Raw genomic sequence first — 18,548 nt, 5'->3', positions numbered from 1 at the left:
ATCGCTTCCCCGGTGTTTGGTACGCCCACGCACCTTGGCGCCGCGACGCTTGCGCCTACAATGTGCACTATCACCACTTCCGCACGAGACGATGAACACACCCCTGCACCTGTTCGCGCTGGCTGGTAGCGCGCCGTTCGGCCAGCGCGTGGCCCGGCACCTGGGCATGCCGCTGACCGCCCATGACGAAAAGGATTTCGAGGATGGCGAATACGTGGTGCGTGCCCCGGAGGCCGTGCGCGGCTGCCATGCCTGCGTGATCCATTCGCTGGCCGGCGGACCGGAGCAGGGCAGCGGCGAGCGGCTGTGCCGGCTGCTGTTCTTCATCGGCGCGCTGAAGGATGCCGGCGCGGCGCGCGTCACGGCCGTGCTGCCCTACGTGGCCTTCGCCCGGCAGGACACGCGGCATGCGCCGGGCGATCCGCTCACCCTGCGCTACGTGGCGACACTGCTGGAAGCCGCCGGGGTCGACACGGTACTGGCGCTGGACGTGCACAATCTTTCCGCTTTCCAGAACGCCTTTCGCTGCCGTACCGAACACCTGGACGGCAGCGCGCTGTTCGCCGCCCACTTCGCCAGCGTGGCCGGTTCCGACGAAGTCTGCGTGGTGGCGACCGATGGCGGCGGCATCCGGCGGGCGGACGGGCTGCGGCAGGCGCTGGCGCGCGAGCTGGGCCGGCCGGTGTCGCTGGCCTTCGTGGAAAAGCACCGGCACGGCAGCGAATTGACGGGTGACCTGATGGCTGGCGATGTGTCCGGCAAGCTTGCCATCGTGTTCGACGACATCATCGGCACGGGCGGCACGATGGTGCGCGCCGTCAAGGCCAGCCGGGAACGCGGCGCGGCGCGCGTGATGGCGGCGGCCACCCATGCCGTGTTCGCCGGCGGCGCGGCCGGCAAGCTGGCCGCGGCCGGGCTGGACGGGGGCGCCGTGGCCGACACGGTGCAGGACGGCGATCGCGCCGGCGAACTGTTCACGGTACTCGACAGCGGCGTACTGTTCGCCCAGGCGATCCGCGCCCTGCAGGACGACGTGCCGCTGCCCGATCCGCTGCAGTAGGCATCCGCCCGGCACGATCGCGCCGCCCCTTTATTTGCGCGCGCCGGCGGCGGACAATGAGGCAAGCGTGAGGAGGATGCCATGAGCGATTCGCTGACAGGGGAGCGCGAGGTCGCCGTCGGTAGCGACCCGGCATTGCAGGGTGTGCTGGCCTTTCCGGCCGAGGCGCCGCGCGGCGTGGTGCTGTTCGCGCACGGCAGCGGCAGCAGCCGCCACAGCCCCCGTAACCAGTATGTTGCCGCGGCCTTACGGGAAGGCGGCTGCGCCACGCTGCTGCTCGACCTGCTGACCCCGGGCGAGGAACGCGATGCGGCGTTGCGCTTCGACACCGTGCTGCTGGCCGGCCGGCTCGACAGCGCGTGCGAATGGCTGCGCATGCAGCCGGAAACGGAGCAGCTGGCCATCGGCCTGTTCGGCGCCAGCACGGGCGCGGGCGCCGCGCTGCGGCTGGCGGCCGAGCGGCCCGGCGATATCGCCGCCGTGGTGTCGCGCGGCGGCCGGCCCGACCTGGCCGGCACCGCCGCGCTGGGCCGGGTCGCCGCGCCGGTGCTGCTGATCGTGGGCGGTCACGACGGCGAGGTGATCCGCCTGAACGAGGAGGCGGCGGCCGCCATGCGCTGCCCGCACGAGCTGGCGATCGTGCCCGGCGCCACCCACCTGTTCGAGGAAGCCGGTGCGCTGGAGCGTGTCGGCGTCCTCGCGCGCGACTGGTTCGCGCGCCACCTCACGCGGCTGCTGCCGCCATGACGCGACCTCGTCGTCGTCTTCGGGCGGGGCGTGATACGATCACAGCAAGAACAACAACAGGAGTCCAACGTGTCCACCCGCCCCTTCATAGCCCCCGAACGTTTCGACGATCCCGCTGCCGCGCTGGCCCGTGTGCGCGAGATCTACGACGGCAGTATCCGGCACCTGCGCGAACACCTGCAGCGTTTCGTGGAAGGCGAAACGCCGTCCCATGTGCGCGCCTGCTACCCGTTCGTGCGGATACAGACGGAAACCTTCGCCCGCGCCGACACGCGCCTGTCCTACGGCTTCGTGGAGGGCCCCGGCACCTATGAAACCACCTTGACGCGCCCGGACCTGTTCGCCCGCTACTACCACGAGCAGTTCCGGCTGCTGCTGAAGAACCACGGCCAGCAGCACGCGCAGATCGAGGTGGGCCTGTCGGCCCAGCCGATCCCGATCCATTTTTCGTTTGCCGAGCACGATCACATCGAGGGCAATATGACGCCCGAGCGCCGCGCCCTCATGCGCGACGTGTTCGACCTGCCGAACCTGGCGGCGATGGACGACGGCATCGCCAACGGCACCCATGACCCGGCGCCGGGCGAGGCCATGCCGCTGTCGCTGTTCACGGCGCCGCGCGTCGACTATTCGCTGCAGCGGCTGCGCCACTACACGGGCACGTCGCCGGAACACTTCCAGAAGTTCGTGCTGTTCACGAACTACCAGTTCTATATCGACGAGTTCGTGCGCCTCGGCCACGCGATCATGAGCCGGGAACCCGCCAGCGAGGAAGACAAGTACGTGGCCTTCGTGGAGCCGGGCAATCTCGTCACGCGCCGCGCCGGCCAGGATGCGCAGCCCGGCGACGCGCTGGGCGCACCGCCGCTGCGCCTGCCGCAGATGCCGGGCTACCACCTGGTGCGTGCCGACGGCAGCGGCATCAGCATGGTCAATATCGGCGTGGGCCCGGCGAACGCCAAGACGATCACCGACCACGTGGCCGTGCTGCGTCCGCACGCATGGCTGATGCTGGGCCACTGCGCCGGCCTGCGCACCACCCAGCAGCTGGGCGACTACGTGCTGGCGCACGGCTATGTGCGCGAAGATCACGTGCTCGACGAAGACCTGCCGCTGTGGGTGCCGATCCCGGCGCTGGCCGAGGTGCAGGTGGCGATCGAGGGCGCGGTGGCCGAGGTCACGCAGCTGACGGGCCACGACCTGAAACGCGTGATGCGCACGGGCACGGTGGCCAGCACCGACAACCGCAACTGGGAACTGCTGCCGCAGCGCACGCCCGAGCGGCGCTTCTCGCAGAGCCGCGCCGTGGCGCTGGACATGGAAAGCGCCACCATCGCCGCCAACGGCTTCCGCTTCCGCGTGCCGTACGGCACGCTGCTGTGCGTGTCCGACAAGCCGCTGCACGGCGAGATCAAGCTGCCCGGCATGGCCAACCAGTTCTACCGCGACCGCGTGGACCAGCACCTGCGCATCGGCATCCGCGCCCTGGAACTGCTGCGCGCGCTGGGCGTGGACCGGCTGCACAGCCGTAAGCTGAGGAGTTTTTCGGAGGTGGCGTTCCAGTAGAGCGGACCGGGGTCAGGGTGCGTCGCCCAGCCCCGCATGCCAATCCGCATACGGCGTGTTCTCCACCATCTTCCGGTTGTAGTCCGGCGCGCCGTCGGTCCACCACGCCGGCCCCCGTTCGCCCAGCGCCCGTTTGACCTCGTCGACGGCCGCGCGGGCCGCGCGTTCGGCGGCCGCGTCGCCGGCGCGCATGGCGATGCCGACCGCGCGGCGGGCCCGCATGAGGCGCTCGACCAGTTCCTGCCGCAGCCCGGGGGCGAGGGATGGATTGCTCATGCGCCACAGCCGGCCCTTCACGACGAAGTAGCGGCCATCCGGCGTTACGGGGTATTGCCGGGGGGAGGTCATGGGGCGTTCAATCCATCCCCGGCTCGCCGGGTTCCTGCCGCTGCAGCCGCAACTGGGCCAGGATCTCTTCCACGGCATCGATCCGGTACGGCTTGTAGAGCAGCCGCACGCCCGGCGGCAAGTCGTCGCCCAGCGCCCGCCCGCTGACGATCACGACGGGCAGGTCCGGATCGTCCTGCAGCCGGTGCGCCAGTTCCAGCCCGCTCATGCCGGGCAATTGCACATCCGTGAAGACGGCGCCGATGCCGCCGGCTGCCAGGGATTCGAGGGCCGCTTCCGCGCTGCCCACGCCCGTTGCCTGCCAGCCCAGCGCCATGATCATCTCGCACGTGAGCTCGCGCAGGTCGTCGTTGTCTTCCACCACCAGCACGCGCTCGGGGGGCGCCGGGGGAGCCCCGGGAGGCGGGATGGCACGCTCGTCGAGCACGGCGCGCACCTTGCGCGCGAGTTCGTCGCGGCGGTAGGGTTTCGACAGCAGGTGGGTGCCCGGTTCGAGCCGGCCGCCATGCTGGGCCGCTTCCGGCGTGTAGCCGGACGTGAACAGCACGCCGATGCCGGGGCGCAGGTGCCTGGCCAGCCGGGCCAGTTCGGAGACGGGCAGGGTGCCGGGCATCACGACGTCGGTGAACAGCAGGTCGACGGGCGTGTCGCCGCGCAGGGCGCGGATCGCCTCGTCCGCGTCGGCCGCTTCCAGCACCGTGTAGTGCAGGCTGCGCAGCATGGCCGCCACGGTGTCGCGCACGGCGGCGTCGTCGTCGACCAGCAGGATCGTCTCCGTGCCGCCGGCCGCCGGCGGAGCCTGGTCGGGCGGCGGGGCCGTCTCCGGCGCGCCCGAGCGGGGGAAGTACAGGCGCATCGTGGTGCCTACGCCCACCTCGCTGTACACGCGGATATGGCCCCCGGTCTGCCGCACGAAACCATACGCCATCGACAGGCCGAGGCCCGTGCCTTCGCCCTCGGGCTTGGTGGTGAAGAACGGTTCGAAGATCCGGTCCTGCACTTCGGGCGGCATGCCGCTGCCGTTGTCGGACACGGCCAGCATCACGTAGTCGCCGGGCACCGCGTCCGGCACCACGGCGGCGTAATGCTCGTCCAGGATCGCGTTCGCCAGCTCGATGGACAGGCGCCCGCGGCCATCCATCGCATCGCGCGCGTTGATCGCCAGGTTCAGCACCACGTTTTCCAGCTGGTTCGGGTCGACCAGCGTGTTCCACAATCCCGCTTCCACCCTGGTCGACAGTTCCACGCCTTCGCCCAGCGCGCGGTGCAGCAGGTCGTCGATATTGCGCAGCAGGCACGCCAGGTTGATCACCACGGGTTCGAGCGGCTGGCGCCGCGCGAATGCCAGCAACTGGCGCGACAGGTTCGCGCCGCGCTCGACGGCGGCCAGCGCGCTTTCCAGGCGGCGCGGCGCGTCCGGCGCGCGCGGCGCCATCGCCACCGCCTGCACATTGCCGTAGATGACTTGCAGCACATTGTTGAAATCGTGGGCGACGCCGCCCGTCAGCTTGCCCACCGCTTCCAGCTTCTGTGCGCGGTTCAGGGCTTGCTGCGCCTGCTGCAGGTCGCGCTGGCGTTCGGCCTCGCGGACGGCCGCCGCCTTTCGTGCCGACAGGTCCCGCATGAAGCCGTGCAGCACCGGTTCGCCCTCGGCCTCCTCCACCCGCGAACAGGACAGCTCGACAGGCACCGGCAAGCCCTCGCGCGTCGCGGCCGTCAGTTCCAGGCGCCGGCCGCGCCCGTTCTCGAAAGCGGCGTCGTCGAAGGCCAGCAGGCGGTCCAGTTCGGGCTGTTCGCCGGGGAACAGGTGGCGCAGCGGGCGCCCGCGCGCCTCGTGGGCGGTCCAGCCGAAGATGCGTTCGGCCTGCGCGTTCCAGTAGATGATGCGGCCGCCGGCATCGACGGCCACGAACGCGTCGTTGGCGTTCTCGAGGATGCTGACGAGGCGGCCGCGCTCCTGGCGCAGGGTGGTGTACGATTGCTGCAGGTCCGCGGTGATGTGGCGCGCCAGTTGCCGTGCCCGGTCGCGGCCCTGGGCCAGCAGCAGGACGAGCGTGGCCGACAGCATGCTGACGATGATGCCGGCCGCGCCGGCCCACCCTGCCTGCTGGGACGCCATGCGCCGCTCGAAGGCGGGATTGCTGCGCACTCGCAGCAGCCACCTGCGGCCGCCGATGTCGAGTGGGTGCAGCACGTCCAGGCGCGCGCTGCCCTGCGCCTGGGCGCAGCCATACATGCAGCTGCGCGGCTCGGCCACGGCGTCGTACACGGTTGCTTGCAGGTCTTCCTCGCGCTCGCCGTTCAGGCCGCCCATGAAATCGTGCATGCGGAAGGCGCCGTAGGCCCAGCCATACAGGCTGGCGCGGCGCTCGGCCACGGTCAACGGGGTGCCCCGGTACAGCGGCAGGTACATCAGGAAGCCGGGCTGCCCGGCGCCGCTGCCTTCCTGCACCAGCCGCACCTGGCCGGTGAGGGCGGCCGTGCCGGTGTCGCGGGCGCGCTCCATCGCCGCACGGCGCGCCGGCTCGGCGAACATGTCGTAGCCGAGGGCACGGCGGTTCATCACGTCGAGCGGCTCGATCATCACGACCGCGGTGGCCGCGCCGTCCACCGGCGCATCGGCCGCGCGTTCCAGCAGGGCGATGCCGATGCCCTGGATGCCCGGATAGTACTCGCGCAATTGCAGCGTTCCCACATAAGTGCGAAAGGCCGCGGAACCGGGCAGCGGTTGGGTGGCCAGCGCATAGGCTTGCGCGCCGCGCAGGACCTGCTGGTAGGTGGCCATGCGGCGGCCGATCCGCAGCTGCAGCTCGCGCACGCGGTAGTCGAACTCGGCCCGCAACTGGGCATCGTGGCTGGTGCGCAAACCGTTCCACACCCAGGCGGTTGCCACCAGCCCTGCGCACAGCGTGCCGGTCGCGAACAGCAGCGGCAGCAGGCGCGCCATGCGGCCGGGCGGCGGAGGCAGGTAGGAGGAAGTCGGCATGCCCGCCATGGTACTCCCCCGGCCGGCTCGTCAGCGCCCGTTTACTATTGATTCAGAGATGAATATTACGGTTCCAAAATTCCGCGGCGGATCGCTATCGTCACCGCATGCGTGCGGTCGCGCGCGCCCAGCTTGCCGAGCACCGTGCTCATATGGGCTTTCACGGTCTCCTCGGCGATGCCCAGCGCCTGGGCCACGCGCTTGTTGGAGTTGCCGTCCGCAACCAGGCTCAGGACTTCCGTTTCGCGGGCGGACAACGCATCGGCATCGATATGGGCCGCCAGCTCCACGGCGATCTCGGGCGGGATGTGGCGCTGGCCGGCGTGCACGCGGCCGATCGCCTCGGCCAGTTCGGTGCGCAGCATGCTTTTCAACAGATAGCCCATGGCCCCGGCCTTCAGCGCGCGCAGCACCTGCACGTCGCCCTTGTAAGTGGTGAGCACGATGATGCGCGCGTGCGGCGCGATCTCGCGGATCGCCACGATCGCATCGAGCCCGTTCATCACCGGCATCTGCAGGTCCATCAGCACCACGTCGGGCCGGTGGCGCACGTAGAGCTCGATCGCGGCCCGGCCGTCGCCCGCTTCGGCCACCAGTTCGAAGCGCCCGCCGATCGACAGCACGGCGGCGATACCTTCGCGCATCAACGGATGGTCGTCGACCACCATCACGCGCACCGGCGCGCCGTCCAAAGTGTCCCGCATGCTGTCGCTCCCGCTCGCGCCTGTAGACCAAAATCCGCATCTTACACGCGGTGCCGCGGGCTGGCAGCCCCTCGCGGCGGGTCTTCCCCTATCGGGGGATCGGCTTGCCGCCATATCGGGGCAGCGGCCCAGGCCCCTTTATGGGATGGGCCGCGGTGTCGCCGCCGCGTACGCTGCCGCCATGGAAAGCCACGACACATCCGTTACCGGTGCGATTGCGTTCGGACGCCACACGTTCGACCCGCAGCGCTGCGAGTTGCGCACCGCCGGCGGCCCGGCCGTGTCGCTGGGACAGCGTGCAGGCAGTCTGCTTCACGCGCTGATCGATGCGGGCGGCCGCGTGCTGAGCCGGGGCGACCTGCTGCGCCGCGCCTGGCCCGGCCAGGACATCGACGACGGCAACCTGCGCGTGCAGATCGCCGCGCTGCGCCGCGTGCTGGCGGAGGACAGGGCCCTGATCGGCACGGTGGCCGGGCGCGGCTACGTCTTCGCCGGAAGTGTGGAAGCCGGTGGTGCCGATCGGCCGCGTGTGCCGCCACCGGTCGCCACACTTGTCGGGCGCGCGGCCCTGGTCGATGCGGTCGTGGCCGGAGTGGCCGCGACCCGCTTCGTCACGCTGGCCGGCGCACCCGGCATCGGCAAGAGCGCGCTGGCGCTCGCGGCGGCGCACCGCCATGGCGGCGCGATGGCCTGGGCCGAACTCGATGCCGCCGCCACGGAGGAGGGCATGCTCGCCTGCGTGGCCGAAGCCCTGGGGCTGGAGGCGGGGCAGGGATGGACCGCGGGCGCCGCGCTGGCGCGCCGCCTGCCACGCCCGCCGCTGCTGCTCGTTCTGGACAACTGCGAGCACCTGGCCGAAGCGTGCAGCCGCCTGGCGGAAGTGCTGCTGGAAGCGTGGCCGCAACTGTGCGTGCTGGCCACCAGCCGGCAACCGCTGCTGGCCGCCGGGGAAGCGGTCGTGCGCGTGCCCACGCTCGACTTGCCAGCGCCGGATGAAACGGATGCCGCCCGGCTGGCCGGCAGCGCCGGCGTCGCGCTGTTCTTGGCGCGCGCGGCGGCGGCCGGCGCATCCTGCGCCCCCGCCAAGGCCGATCTCCCCCTGGTCGCGGCGATTTGCCGCAGGCTCGACGGCCTGCCGCTGGCGATCGAACTGGCGGCGGCCCAAGTGCCGGCACTGGGCCTGCGCGGGGTGGCGGCGGGGCTGGACGACATGGCTTGGCTGTTGCAGGCGGGCCGGCGCGCGGTCGCGCCGCGCCACCGCACGCTGCGCGCGGCACTGGACCGGAGCTTCGTCCTGCTGCCGCTGGCGGCGCAGGATGCCCTGCGCCGTATCGCCGCGCTGCCGTCGTGGTTCACGCTCGACGAGGCGGCCGCGCTGCTGCGGCCCGCGCAATCGTGCTACGACACCATCGACAGCCTGGCGACCCTGGCTGCGCACTCGCTCCTCGTCGTCGAGCATGGCCGCCAGGCCCGCTTCCGAGTCCTCGCCACGACACGGGCGTACGCCTTGTTGCTCGGCAGTTCATAATTATTGCTTTCTAAAAATTTTCCAGACACCTTAAAATGCTCACCGATCTGATCGGTTTGCGTCGTTCCTGCGCAAGCGATACCAAAATCGATATTGCAAATTGGTAAAATTTGATTGGATCGTTTTCGGCCCGGCGCCTAAGATCGGTCCAGGCCAGCAGTTCCATACTGCACAACCATAAAAGCAAAAGAAACGTCGGAGACTTGAAGCCCCTCTCCCGGGTGCCGGCATGCCTGGCCCACTTCTTCCATCCCGAACGTTTCCGCGTATCGCCGCCGGCCCGAGCCGGCACGGTCCGCCCATTGGTCCGCGCGCGCGGTCATGCCGCCGCGCGGTCGAAGTACCGGTGCCGCCCGGCGGCACCGCATGCCTGCGCGGGCCCGTGGTCCGCGCAGGCGTGTTATTGAAGAGGAAGACATGGAGACACAAAAACTATCCACGCTGGAGAAGGTCGGCTTCGGCGCCGGCGACATGGCGCTGAACGTCGTGATTTCGTCGATGCTGCTGTTCATCACGTTCTTCTACACCGACATCTACGGACTCCACCCGGTGGACATGGGCATCCTGTTCTTCGTGGTGAAGATCGTGGGCGCCTTCAGCGACCTGGCGATGGGCCAGATCACCGACCGCGTCACCACCCGTTTCGGCCGTTACCGCCCCTGGCTGGCTTGGCTGTCCGTGCCGTTCGGCGTGACCGTGTTCCTTGTCTTCAGCACCCCCGAATGGGGTTATACGGCCAAGCTGATCTGGGCCTACTGCGCGTATATCCTGATGACGCTGATCACCTCCGGAGTCGGCATTCCCTATATTTCGCTGCCCAGCGCGATCACCAGCGATCCGAAGGAGCGCCTGTCGGCGAACGGCTACCGCCTGTTCTTCGCCAAGATTGCCGGCTTCCTGGTGGTGGTCGGCGTGCCGCTGCTGGCCGAACGCTGGACCGTCAACGGCAACGTGGCCGGCGCCTACCAGTCCGCGATGGCCGTGATGGCCGCGCTCGGTGTGACGATGTTCCTGTTCTGCTATTTCACCACGAAGGAGCGCGTGCACCACGTGGTGGTGCGCCAGTCGCTGTGGAGCCAGGCCAAGCTGCTGTTCCAGAACGACCAGTGGTTGCTGCTGGCCGGTGCCTGCGTCGTGGGCACCATCGGCTACGTGGTGCGCAACGCGGTGGCGCTGCATTACGGCCAGTACTACATGGGCTTTGATTCCGTCACCCTGAAAGCCTTCATGGCGACCGGCGTCTCGGCCGCGATCTGCGCGATGGTGGTGTCCACGTGGATCACCAAGTACTACTGCAAGGTCAAGCTGTTCGCGTTCTCGCAGATCGCCGTGGCGATCATCAGCGTGCTGCTGTACGTGGGCGTGAAGCCGGGCGATACGGCGCTGGCCTTCATGCTGTACTTCCTGCTGTCGCTGGTGGTCGACCTGCACGCGCCGGTGTTCTGGTCCGCCATCGCCGAGACCATCGACTATGGCCACATCAAGAGCGGCAAGCGCGTCTCCGGCTTCGCCTACGGCGGCATCTCCGTGGGCCAGAAGATCGGCATGGGCGTGGGCGGCCTCATGGTGGGCATGCTGCTGGCCTATTTCGGCTACCAGCCGAACCAGCCGCAGACGGCATTCGCCATGACAGGCATCGCCATGATGCTGTCGGTGATCCCCGGCTTCTTCCACCTGTTGATGGGATTGCTGATGCTGAAGTACCGCATCAACGATTCCTACTATGTCGCGCTGAAGGCCGACATGCACAAGCTGGGCTATGCGGCCGGCTGATTCTGAACGAACGAAAGTAATATCATGACCGAAACTGTCGAAAAACTCGCCCCCCTGATCCTGCAGCGCGCCGACCCGCACATCTACCGCCACAGCGACGGCTATTACTACTTCACGGCCTCGGTGCCGCAGTACGACCGCATCGAGATCCGCCGCGCCACCACGATCGCCGGACTGGCCGAGGCCGAGCCGAAGGACGTGTGGACGAAGCCGGACAGCGGCCCGTACAGCGAGCTGCTGTGGGCGCCGGAACTGCACTTCAACGAAGGCGCCTGGTACGTGTACTTCGCCGCCGCGCCGAGCCGCGAGATCAAGGACGACCTGTTCCAGCACCGCATGTACTGCGTGCGCAACCAGAACGCCAATCCCCTGGAAGGGGAGTGGGAGTTCATGGGCCAGATCGACACGGGCATCGACACGTTCTGCCTGGACGCCACCACCTTCACGCACAAGGGCCAGCTGTACTACCTGTGGGCGCAGAAGGACAAGGAAATCCGCGGCAATTCGAACCTGTACATCGCGCCGATGAAGAATCCCTGGACGATCGCGGGCAAGCCCGTGATGCTCTCCAAGCCCGAATACGACTGGGAAATCGAGCGCTTCTGGGTCAACGAAGGCCCGTCTGTCGTGAAACGCAACGGCAAGATCTTCATCACGTATTCCGCGAGCGGCACGGGCATCGAATACGCGATGGGCCTGCTGTGGGCCGACGAGAACGCCGACCTGCTGGACCCGGCATCGTGGACGAAGTCGAAGGAGCCCGTGCTGCAAAGCTGCCTGGAACACGGCATCTACGGCCCCGGCCACAATTCCTTCACCGTCTCGGAAGACGGCGAAGGCGTGATGCTCGTCTACCACGCCCGCACCTACACGGAAATCATCGGCGACCCGCTGTGGAACCCGGACCGCCATACCTTCGTCAAGCCGCTGCGCTGGGACGAGAACGGCATGCCCATCTTCGGGCGGCCTTCGGTTGCCTGACGGTTCGGCTGATTGCCTGCATGCCGGCCGGCCCGCCAGCCAGGCCCCGGCGGCGATCCCTGGCTTCTTCTACCCCGATGGCACGACATGCGAAAGGCAAGACCATGTGGCAGGCTGAATTTCTGGAAATGGAGAATGAAGTGGGCGACCTCGTGGAACCGCTGATCGAGCAGCGCGCCGACCCCTATATCTATCGCCACACGGACGGCTATTACTACTTCACCGCGTCCGTGCCGCAGTACGACCGCATCGAACTGCGCCGCGCGAAGACGATCGAGGGGCTGGCTTCCGCGCAGACGCGCAGCGTGTGGCGCAAGCCGGCCGACGGTCCGTGCTCGGCGCTGATCTGGGCCCCCGAGATCCATTTCATCGGGGGCGCGTGGTACGTGTACTTCGCGGCGGCGCCGTCGCGCGAAATCCGGAACAAGCTGTTCCAGCACCGCATGTACGTGCTGCGCAATACCAACGCGAACCCGCTCGATGGGCCGTGGGAATTCCTGGGCCAGGTCGACACGGGCATGGACACGTTCTGCCTGGATGCCACCACCTTCACGCACAAGGGCCGGCTGTACTACCTGTGGGCGCAGAAGCACGAGGAGATCGAGGGCAATTCGAACCTGTATATCGCGCCGATGAAGACGCCCTGGCAGATCGACGGCGAGCCGGTCATGCTCAGCAAGCCGGAACACGACTGGGAATGCCGCGGCTTCCTCGTCAACGGGGGACCCTCGGTGCTGAAGAAGAACGGCAAGGTCTTCATCACCTACTCGGCCAGCGCCACGGACCATAACTACGCAATGGGCTTGCTCTGGGCCGACGAGGAAGCGGACCTGCTGGACCCCGCCACGTGGACGAAGTCGCGCGACCCGGTGCTGCAGACCTGCGCCGAACATCGCATCTACGGGCCGGGGCACAACAGTTTCACGGTGGCCGAGGATGGGGCAACCGTGCTCCTCGTGTACCATGCGCGGACTTATACTGAAATCGAAGGTGATCCGTTGTGGAATCCGGATCGCCATACCTTCGTCAAACCTCTGCGTTGGCGCGAGGATGGCGTCCCCGACTTCGGGCGCGCCTCCTTGCGGTGACGCCTTCATGGATGATACGAATGGAATTGAGCATTGAGCAGGAACCGTTCGGCACGGCGCCGAACGGCCAGTCGCTGAGCCTCTATACGCTGCGCAACCGCAGCGGCATGGTCGTCAAGATCACGAACTACGGCGGCATCATCACCGAGCTGCACGTGCCGGACAAGCACGGCAACCTGGCCGACGTCACCTTCGGTTTCAACGAGGCGGCGCCGTACTTCACGGACGAGGTGCCGTACTTCGGCGCGCTGATCGGCCGCTACGGCAACCGCATCGCCGGCGGGCGCTTCCAGCTCGACGGGCAAACCGTGCAGCTCGAGGTGAACAACGGCCCGAACCACCTGCACGGCGGTTCGCTCGGCTTCCACAAGCAGGTGTGGCACGCCGTCCCCTTGGTGACGGACCTGACGATCGGCCTGAAACTCACCCTCACGAGCCCGGACGGCGACCACGGCTACCCGGGCACCCTGGAGGTGACGGTCACGTATGAGCTGAACGACGCCAACGAGCTGCTGGTGAAATACCACGCAACGACCGACAAGGCCACGCCCGTCAACCTCACCCAACACGCCTACTTCAACCTGGCCGGCCGCGGTTCGATCCTGGACCACGAACTGGTGATCAACGCCGACCGCTACACGCCGATCGACGCGAACTCGATCCCGCTCGGCCCGCTGGCCTCGGTGGAAGGCACGCCGTTCGACTTTCGCACTCCGCGCACGATCGGCTCGGCCATCGACACGGTCGACGAGCAATTGAAGAACGGCCTGGGCTACGACCACAACTTCGTGCTGAACAAGCCCGAATCGAAAGTGCTGAGCCTGGCCGCCATCCTGCGCGACCCGGGCTCGGGCCGCGTGCTGGAACTGTATACGCAGGAACCGGGCGTGCAGTTCTACAGCGGCAACTTCCTGGACGGCACGCTGTTCGGCAAGGGCTGGCGCTACGGGCACCGGGAAGCGCTGTGCCTGGAGCCGCAACATTATCCGGATTCGCCGAATAAGCCCGAGTATCCGAATACGATCCTGCGGCCGGGGGAGACGTATTCGACGCGTTCGCTGTACCGGTTTACCGTTCAGCCCTGAATTTGTTGCATCAAAAATGGGGACGGACCCCATTTTTCGGGAAATATTTCCTGGAAAATGGGGTCCGTCCCCATTTTTTGTGCAACATTTTCTCCGCCGATACCTTTTTTCATATCGCTGACAGTTTTTTATTCATTGGAATAACATCATTCCCTTCTTTAACATTCGGAAACCAAAGCTCGACGAGGACTGCCAATTCGCCGGGCGCAGAACAACTCTGGAGAAGCGAATGTCTGAGACGAAAAAGAATGTGAAACTGCGGTCCGCCGAATGGTTCGGCACCCAGGACAAGAACGGCTTCATGTACCGCAGCTGGATGAAGAACCAGGGCATTCCCGACCATGAGTTCCAGGGCAAGCCCATCATCGGTATCTGCAACACCTGGTCGGAGCTGACCCCCTGCAACGCCCACTTCCGCAAGCTCGCCGAGCATGTCAAGAAGGGCATCATCGAAGCCGGCGGCTGGCCGGTGGAGTTCCCCGTCTTCTCGAACGGCGAGTCGAACCTGCGCCCGACCGCCATGCTGACCCGTAACCTGGCGTCGATGGACGTCGAGGAATCGATCCGCGGCAATCCGATGGATGCCGTCGTGCTGCTGGTCGGCTGCGACAAGACCACCCCGGCACTGCTGATGGGCGCCGCTTCCTGCGACGTGCCGGCGATCGTCGTTACCGGTGGCCCGATGTTGAACGGCAAGCTGAACGGCAAGTCGATCGGTTCCGGCACCGCCGTCTGGCAGCTGCACGAACAGGTGAAGGCCGGCGAAATCTCGATGCACGACTTCCTGGCCGCCGAGGCGGGCCACTCGCGCTCGGCCGGCACCTGCAACACGATGGGCACCGCTTCCACGATGGCGTGCATGGCCGAAGCGCTGGGCACGTCGCTGCCGCACAACGCCGCGATTCCGGCCGTGGACGCGCGCCGCTATGTGCTGGCCCACATGTCCGGCATGCGCATCGTCGAGATGGTGTGGGAAGACCTGCGCCTGTCCAAGATCCTGACCCGCGAAGCGTTTGAAAACGCGATCCGCGTGAACGCAGCCATCGGCGGTTCCACCAACGCCGTCATCCACCTGAAGGCGATCGCCGGCCGCATGGGCGTGGAGCTCGAGCTGGAAGACTGGACCCGCGTGGGCCGCGGCACGCCGACCGTCGTCGACCTGCTGCCGTCTGGCCGCTTCCTGATGGAAGAGTTCTACTACGCCGGCGGCCTGCCGGGCGTGCTGCGCCGCCTGGGCGAGAACGGCCTGCTGCCGAACCCGAACGCGCTGACCGCCAACGGCAAGACGATCTGGGAAAACAACAAGGAAGCGCCGATCTACGACGAGGAAGTGATCCGTCCGATCGATAACCCGCTGATCAAGGATGGCGGCATCTGCATCCTGCGCGGCAACCTGGCGCCGCGCGGCGCCGTGCTCAAGCCTTCCGCCGCCTCGCCGCACCTGATGCAGCACCGCGGCCGCGCCATCGTGTTCGAGGACTTCGACCACTACAAGTCGCGCATCATGGACCCGGACCTGGACGTCGATGAAAACTGCGTGCTGGTGATGAAGAACTGCGGCCCGAAGGGTTATCCGGGCATGGCGGAAGTGGGCAATATGGGCCTGCCGCCGAAGATCCTGGCCAAGGGCATCAAGGACATGGTGCGCATCTCCGACGCGCGCATGAGCGGCACAGCCTACGGTACCGTGGTGCTGCACGTGGCCCCCGAAGCCATGGCCGGCGGCCCGCTGGGCATCGTCAAGGATGGCGACATCGTGTCGCTGGACTGCGCCGGCGGCCGCCTCGATCTCGAGATCTCGGACGAAGAGATGGCCCAGCGCCTGGCCGCCCGCGCCGAGGAAGCGAAGAAGGACCTGCCGAAGTCCGGCTATGCCCAGCTGTACGTGGATCACGTGCTGCAGGCCGACGAAGGCTGCGACTTCGACTTCCTGGTCGGCACCCGCGGTGCCGCCGTGCCGAAGCACTCGCACTAAGCCCGGACCGTTCTCCGCCGGCGCCGCCGCCCACTCCCCCTCGTGGCGGCGCCGGCACCCACATTCAAACCAGACCACCGCGGCACGGCTCGCGGCAAGGCTTCAGGAGACCTCACTATGCTGCTCGTACAGTTCAAGAACAAAGAAGGCGCCCGCCAGATCGGCATCCTGGAAAACGACACGCTGCGCGTGATCGACGGCTACACCACCACCTACGCGCTGGCGCAAGCCGCGATCCGCAACAAGCAGGGCATCGCCGCGCTCGCCGAAGCCTCCGTCGGCTCGACCACCGTCGCCTACGCCGACGTGACCCCGCTGGCGCCACTGGACCATGAAGACGCCGCCCACACCTATGTCACCGGCACCGGCCTGACCCACCTGGGCTCGGCGGACGCGCGCGACGCGATGCACAAGAAGATCGGCGGCGACGTCGAGACCCTGTCCGACTCCATGAAGATGTTCCGCATGGGCGTGGAGGGCGGCAAGCCCGCGGCGGGCGAAGCCGGCGTGCAGCCGGAATGGTTCTACAAGGGCGACGGCTCGATCGTGGCCGCCACCGGCGAGCCGCTGGTGATGCCGGACTTCGCGCTCGACGGCGGTGAAGAGCCGGAAATCGCCGGCCTGTACGTGATCGGCGACGATGGCCAGCCTTACCGCCTGGGTTTTGCGATCGGCAACGAATTCTCCGACCACGTGACGGAACGCCAGAACTACCTGTACCTGGCGCACTCGAAGCTGCGCGTGTGCGGCGTGGGCCCGGCCCTGCTGGTGGGTGAGCTGCCGGCGCACATCGACGGCGTGTCGCGCGTGCTGGACATCGAAGGTAAAGTGCGCTGGGAAAAGGCGTTCGTCTCCGGCGAGAACAATATGTCGCACACCATCGCCAACCTGGAGCACCATCACTTCAAGTACCAGCTGTTCAAGCGCCCGGGCGACGTGCACATCCACTTCTTCGGCACCGCCACCTTGAGCTTCGCGGACAATATCTCGGTGCAGCCGGGCGAGTCCTTCGAAGTCGAAGCCCCGGCCTTTGGTCCGGCGCTGCGCAACAAGCTGGCCGTAGTGGAAACCCAGGTCGCGCAGGTCAAGGCCTTATGAGCCAGGAATACTGCGTCATCACCGGCGAGTCGCTGATCGGCGGCCTCGCCGTCAAGGGCACGGGCAGCGCGTTCAGGGCGTGGAACCCGAACGTCAATGGCCACATGGAGCCGGAGTTCCACACGGCCGAGGCGGGCCAGATCGATGAAGCCTGCCGCCTGGCCGGCGCCGCCTTCGACACCTTCCGCGCCACGACCGATGCCGAGCGCGCGACATTCCTCGATACGGTGGCCGAGCAGATCCTGGCCATCGGCGACGGCCTGATCGAGCGCGCGATGGCCGAGACGGGGCTGCCGCGCGCGCGCCTGGAAGGCGAGCGTGGGCGTACCGTCAATCAATTGAAGCTGTTCGGCGATCTGCTGCGCGAAGGTTCGTACCGCGACGTGCGCATCGACACGCCGCTGCCGGAGCGCGCGCCGCCGCGGCCGGACCTGCGCTATCGCCTGATCGGCGTCGGCCCCGTGGCCGTGTTCGGCGCATCGAATTTCCCGCTGGCGTTTTCCGTGGCCGGCGGCGATACGGCTTCCGCGTTCGCGGCCGGTTGCCCGGTCGTGCTGAAGGCGCACCCCGCGCATCCCGGCACCTCGGAGCTGGTCGGACGCGCGGTCGCCAGGGCCGTCGAACTGTGCGGCTTGCCGGCCGGCGTGTTCGCCCTGCTGACGGGCGTGGGCAACGAGATCGGCCAGAAAGTGGTCGCGCATCCCGACATCCAGGCGGTCGGCTTCACGGGTTCGCGCTTCGGCGGCCTGGCGCTGATGGCCGTGGCGGCGGCGCGTCCGCAGCCGATTCCCGTGTATGCGGAGATGAGCAGCATTAACCCGCTTTTCCTGCTGCCGGGCGCCCTGAAGGCGCGCGGTGCCGAGATCGCGCAGCAGTTCGCCGGCTCGCTCACGCTGGGCGTGGGCCAGTTCTGCACGAATCCCGGCCTGGTGCTCGGCATCGCCGGCCCGGAGTTCGACGCCTTTGCTCACGCGGCTGCCGCCGCGCTGGGTGGCGTCGCCGCGGGCCCGATGCTGACCGCGGGCATTGCCTCCGCGTACCAGCAGGGCGTGAAGGCGCTGGCTGGCCAGCAAAGCGTGAAGACGCTGGCACTGGCCGAGCAGGAAGAGGGCAGGGGCGGGGCGGCGTTGTTCGTCACCTCCGCCGATGCGTTCCTGGCGCAGAAGGCGCTGCATGGCGAGGTGTTCGGCCCGGCCTCGCTGCTGGTGGCCTGCCGCGACGTGGAAGAAATGCGCCGGGTGACGGATCACCTGGAAGGCCAGCTGACGGCCACGCTGCAGCTGGAAGAGAGCGACATCGAAGCGGCCGAAACGCTGCTGCCGGCGCTGGAACGCAAGGTCGGCCGCATCCTGGCCAACGGCTTCCCGACCGGCGTGGAAGTGTCGACGGCGATGGTGCACGGCGGGCCGTTCCCGGCCACGTCCGACGGGCGCAGCACCTCGGTGGGTACCGGTGCCATCCTGCGCTTCCTGCGCCCGGTGTGCTACCAGAACCTGCCGCAGCGGCTGCTGCCGGAAGCGCTGCGCGACGGGAACCCGCTGGGGATCTGGCGTCGCCGCGACGGCGTGCTGGGCAAGGAATGAACGGGTTCAAGAGTTGGACCATGAGG

14 protein-coding genes are annotated in these 18,548 nt (G+C 67.7%); 11 read left to right on the top strand and 3 right to left on the bottom strand.

The features are described from left to right. Positions 1-91 precede the first annotated feature (91 nt). The 3 genes from prs (at position 92) to V6Z91_RS27970 (ending at position 3,373) form a co-directional block, all read left to right on the top strand. Positions 92-1,060 (top strand): ribose-phosphate diphosphokinase, encoded by a 969-nt coding sequence (gene prs, locus V6Z91_RS27980; RefSeq protein WP_338764066.1) that lies wholly within the window; start codon positions 92-94, stop codon positions 1,058-1,060. 81 nt (positions 1,061-1,141) lie between these two features. Further along, positions 1,142-1,807, top strand: coding sequence for a dienelactone hydrolase family protein (locus V6Z91_RS27975; RefSeq protein WP_338764064.1), 666 nt, complete (start codon positions 1,142-1,144; stop codon positions 1,805-1,807). Positions 1,808-1,876: 69 nt separating this feature from the next. Continuing rightward, positions 1,877-3,373 carry an AMP nucleosidase gene (locus V6Z91_RS27970; protein ID WP_338764061.1) on the top strand — a complete coding sequence of 499 codons (1,497 nt, stop codon included), beginning with the start codon at positions 1,877-1,879 and terminating at the stop codon, positions 3,371-3,373. Positions 3,374-3,385: 12 nt separating this feature from the next. On the opposite strand, the gene V6Z91_RS27965 is transcribed toward V6Z91_RS27970, so the two are convergent. The 3 genes from V6Z91_RS27965 to V6Z91_RS27955 all read right to left on the bottom strand — a co-directional run bounded on the left by V6Z91_RS27965 (position 3,386) and on the right by V6Z91_RS27955 (position 7,411). Continuing rightward, on the bottom strand, positions 3,386-3,721 hold the full coding sequence (locus V6Z91_RS27965) for a hypothetical protein (protein WP_338764058.1): 336 nt from the start codon (positions 3,719-3,721) through the stop codon (positions 3,386-3,388). A gap of 7 nt (positions 3,722-3,728) precedes the next feature. After that, positions 3,729-6,707 (bottom strand): CHASE domain-containing protein, encoded by a 2,979-nt coding sequence (locus V6Z91_RS27960; protein ID WP_338764056.1) that lies wholly within the window; start codon positions 6,705-6,707, stop codon positions 3,729-3,731. A gap of 65 nt (positions 6,708-6,772) precedes the next feature. Next, the gene (locus V6Z91_RS27955) at positions 6,773-7,411 is read right to left on the bottom strand and encodes a response regulator transcription factor (protein ID WP_338764054.1); all 639 of its coding nucleotides are present in this window, start codon (positions 7,409-7,411) and stop codon (positions 6,773-6,775) included. A gap of 181 nt (positions 7,412-7,592) precedes the next feature. On the opposite strand from V6Z91_RS27955, the gene V6Z91_RS27950 reads away from it, so the two are divergent. The 8 genes from V6Z91_RS27950 (at position 7,593) to V6Z91_RS27915 (ending at position 18,522) form a co-directional block, all read left to right on the top strand. After that, entirely contained in the window at positions 7,593-8,939 is a 1,347-nt protein-coding gene (locus tag V6Z91_RS27950; RefSeq protein WP_338764052.1) for a winged helix-turn-helix domain-containing protein, read from the top strand. Between the two features lie 417 nt (positions 8,940-9,356). Further along, the gene (locus tag V6Z91_RS27945; RefSeq protein ID WP_338764050.1) at positions 9,357-10,712 is read left to right on the top strand and encodes a glycoside-pentoside-hexuronide (GPH):cation symporter; all 1,356 of its coding nucleotides are present in this window, start codon (positions 9,357-9,359) and stop codon (positions 10,710-10,712) included. A 24-nt stretch (positions 10,713-10,736) separates the two neighbouring features. Next, the gene (locus V6Z91_RS27940; protein ID WP_338764047.1) at positions 10,737-11,693 is read left to right on the top strand and encodes a glycoside hydrolase family 43 protein; all 957 of its coding nucleotides are present in this window, start codon (positions 10,737-10,739) and stop codon (positions 11,691-11,693) included. A 104-nt stretch (positions 11,694-11,797) separates the two neighbouring features. Then, the gene (locus V6Z91_RS27935; protein ID WP_338764044.1) at positions 11,798-12,781 is read left to right on the top strand and encodes a glycoside hydrolase family 43 protein; all 984 of its coding nucleotides are present in this window, start codon (positions 11,798-11,800) and stop codon (positions 12,779-12,781) included. A 20-nt stretch (positions 12,782-12,801) separates the two neighbouring features. Then, positions 12,802-13,866, top strand: a complete 1,065-nt coding sequence (locus V6Z91_RS27930) for an aldose epimerase family protein (RefSeq protein WP_338764042.1) — start codon at positions 12,802-12,804, stop codon at positions 13,864-13,866. A gap of 229 nt (positions 13,867-14,095) precedes the next feature. After that, positions 14,096-15,841, top strand: coding sequence for an IlvD/Edd family dehydratase (locus V6Z91_RS27925; protein ID WP_338764039.1), 1,746 nt, complete (start codon positions 14,096-14,098; stop codon positions 15,839-15,841). 117 nt (positions 15,842-15,958) lie between these two features. Then, positions 15,959-16,939 (top strand): AraD1 family protein, encoded by a 981-nt coding sequence (gene araD1 / locus V6Z91_RS27920; RefSeq protein ID WP_338764036.1) that lies wholly within the window; start codon positions 15,959-15,961, stop codon positions 16,937-16,939. Further along, the gene (locus tag V6Z91_RS27915; RefSeq protein WP_338764033.1) at positions 16,936-18,522 is read left to right on the top strand and encodes an aldehyde dehydrogenase (NADP(+)); all 1,587 of its coding nucleotides are present in this window, start codon (positions 16,936-16,938) and stop codon (positions 18,520-18,522) included. Before araD1 ends, V6Z91_RS27915 begins: the two co-directional genes overlap by 4 nt. Positions 18,523-18,548 lie beyond the last annotated feature (26 nt).

Origin of the sequence: Massilia sp. METH4 (genome assembly GCF_037094685.1) — a bacterium.
Taxonomy (GTDB): domain Bacteria; phylum Pseudomonadota; class Gammaproteobacteria; order Burkholderiales; family Burkholderiaceae_D; genus Rugamonas.
The sequence above is the reverse complement of the archived record's forward strand: the minus strand, read 5'-3'. Positions and strand labels throughout refer to the sequence as shown.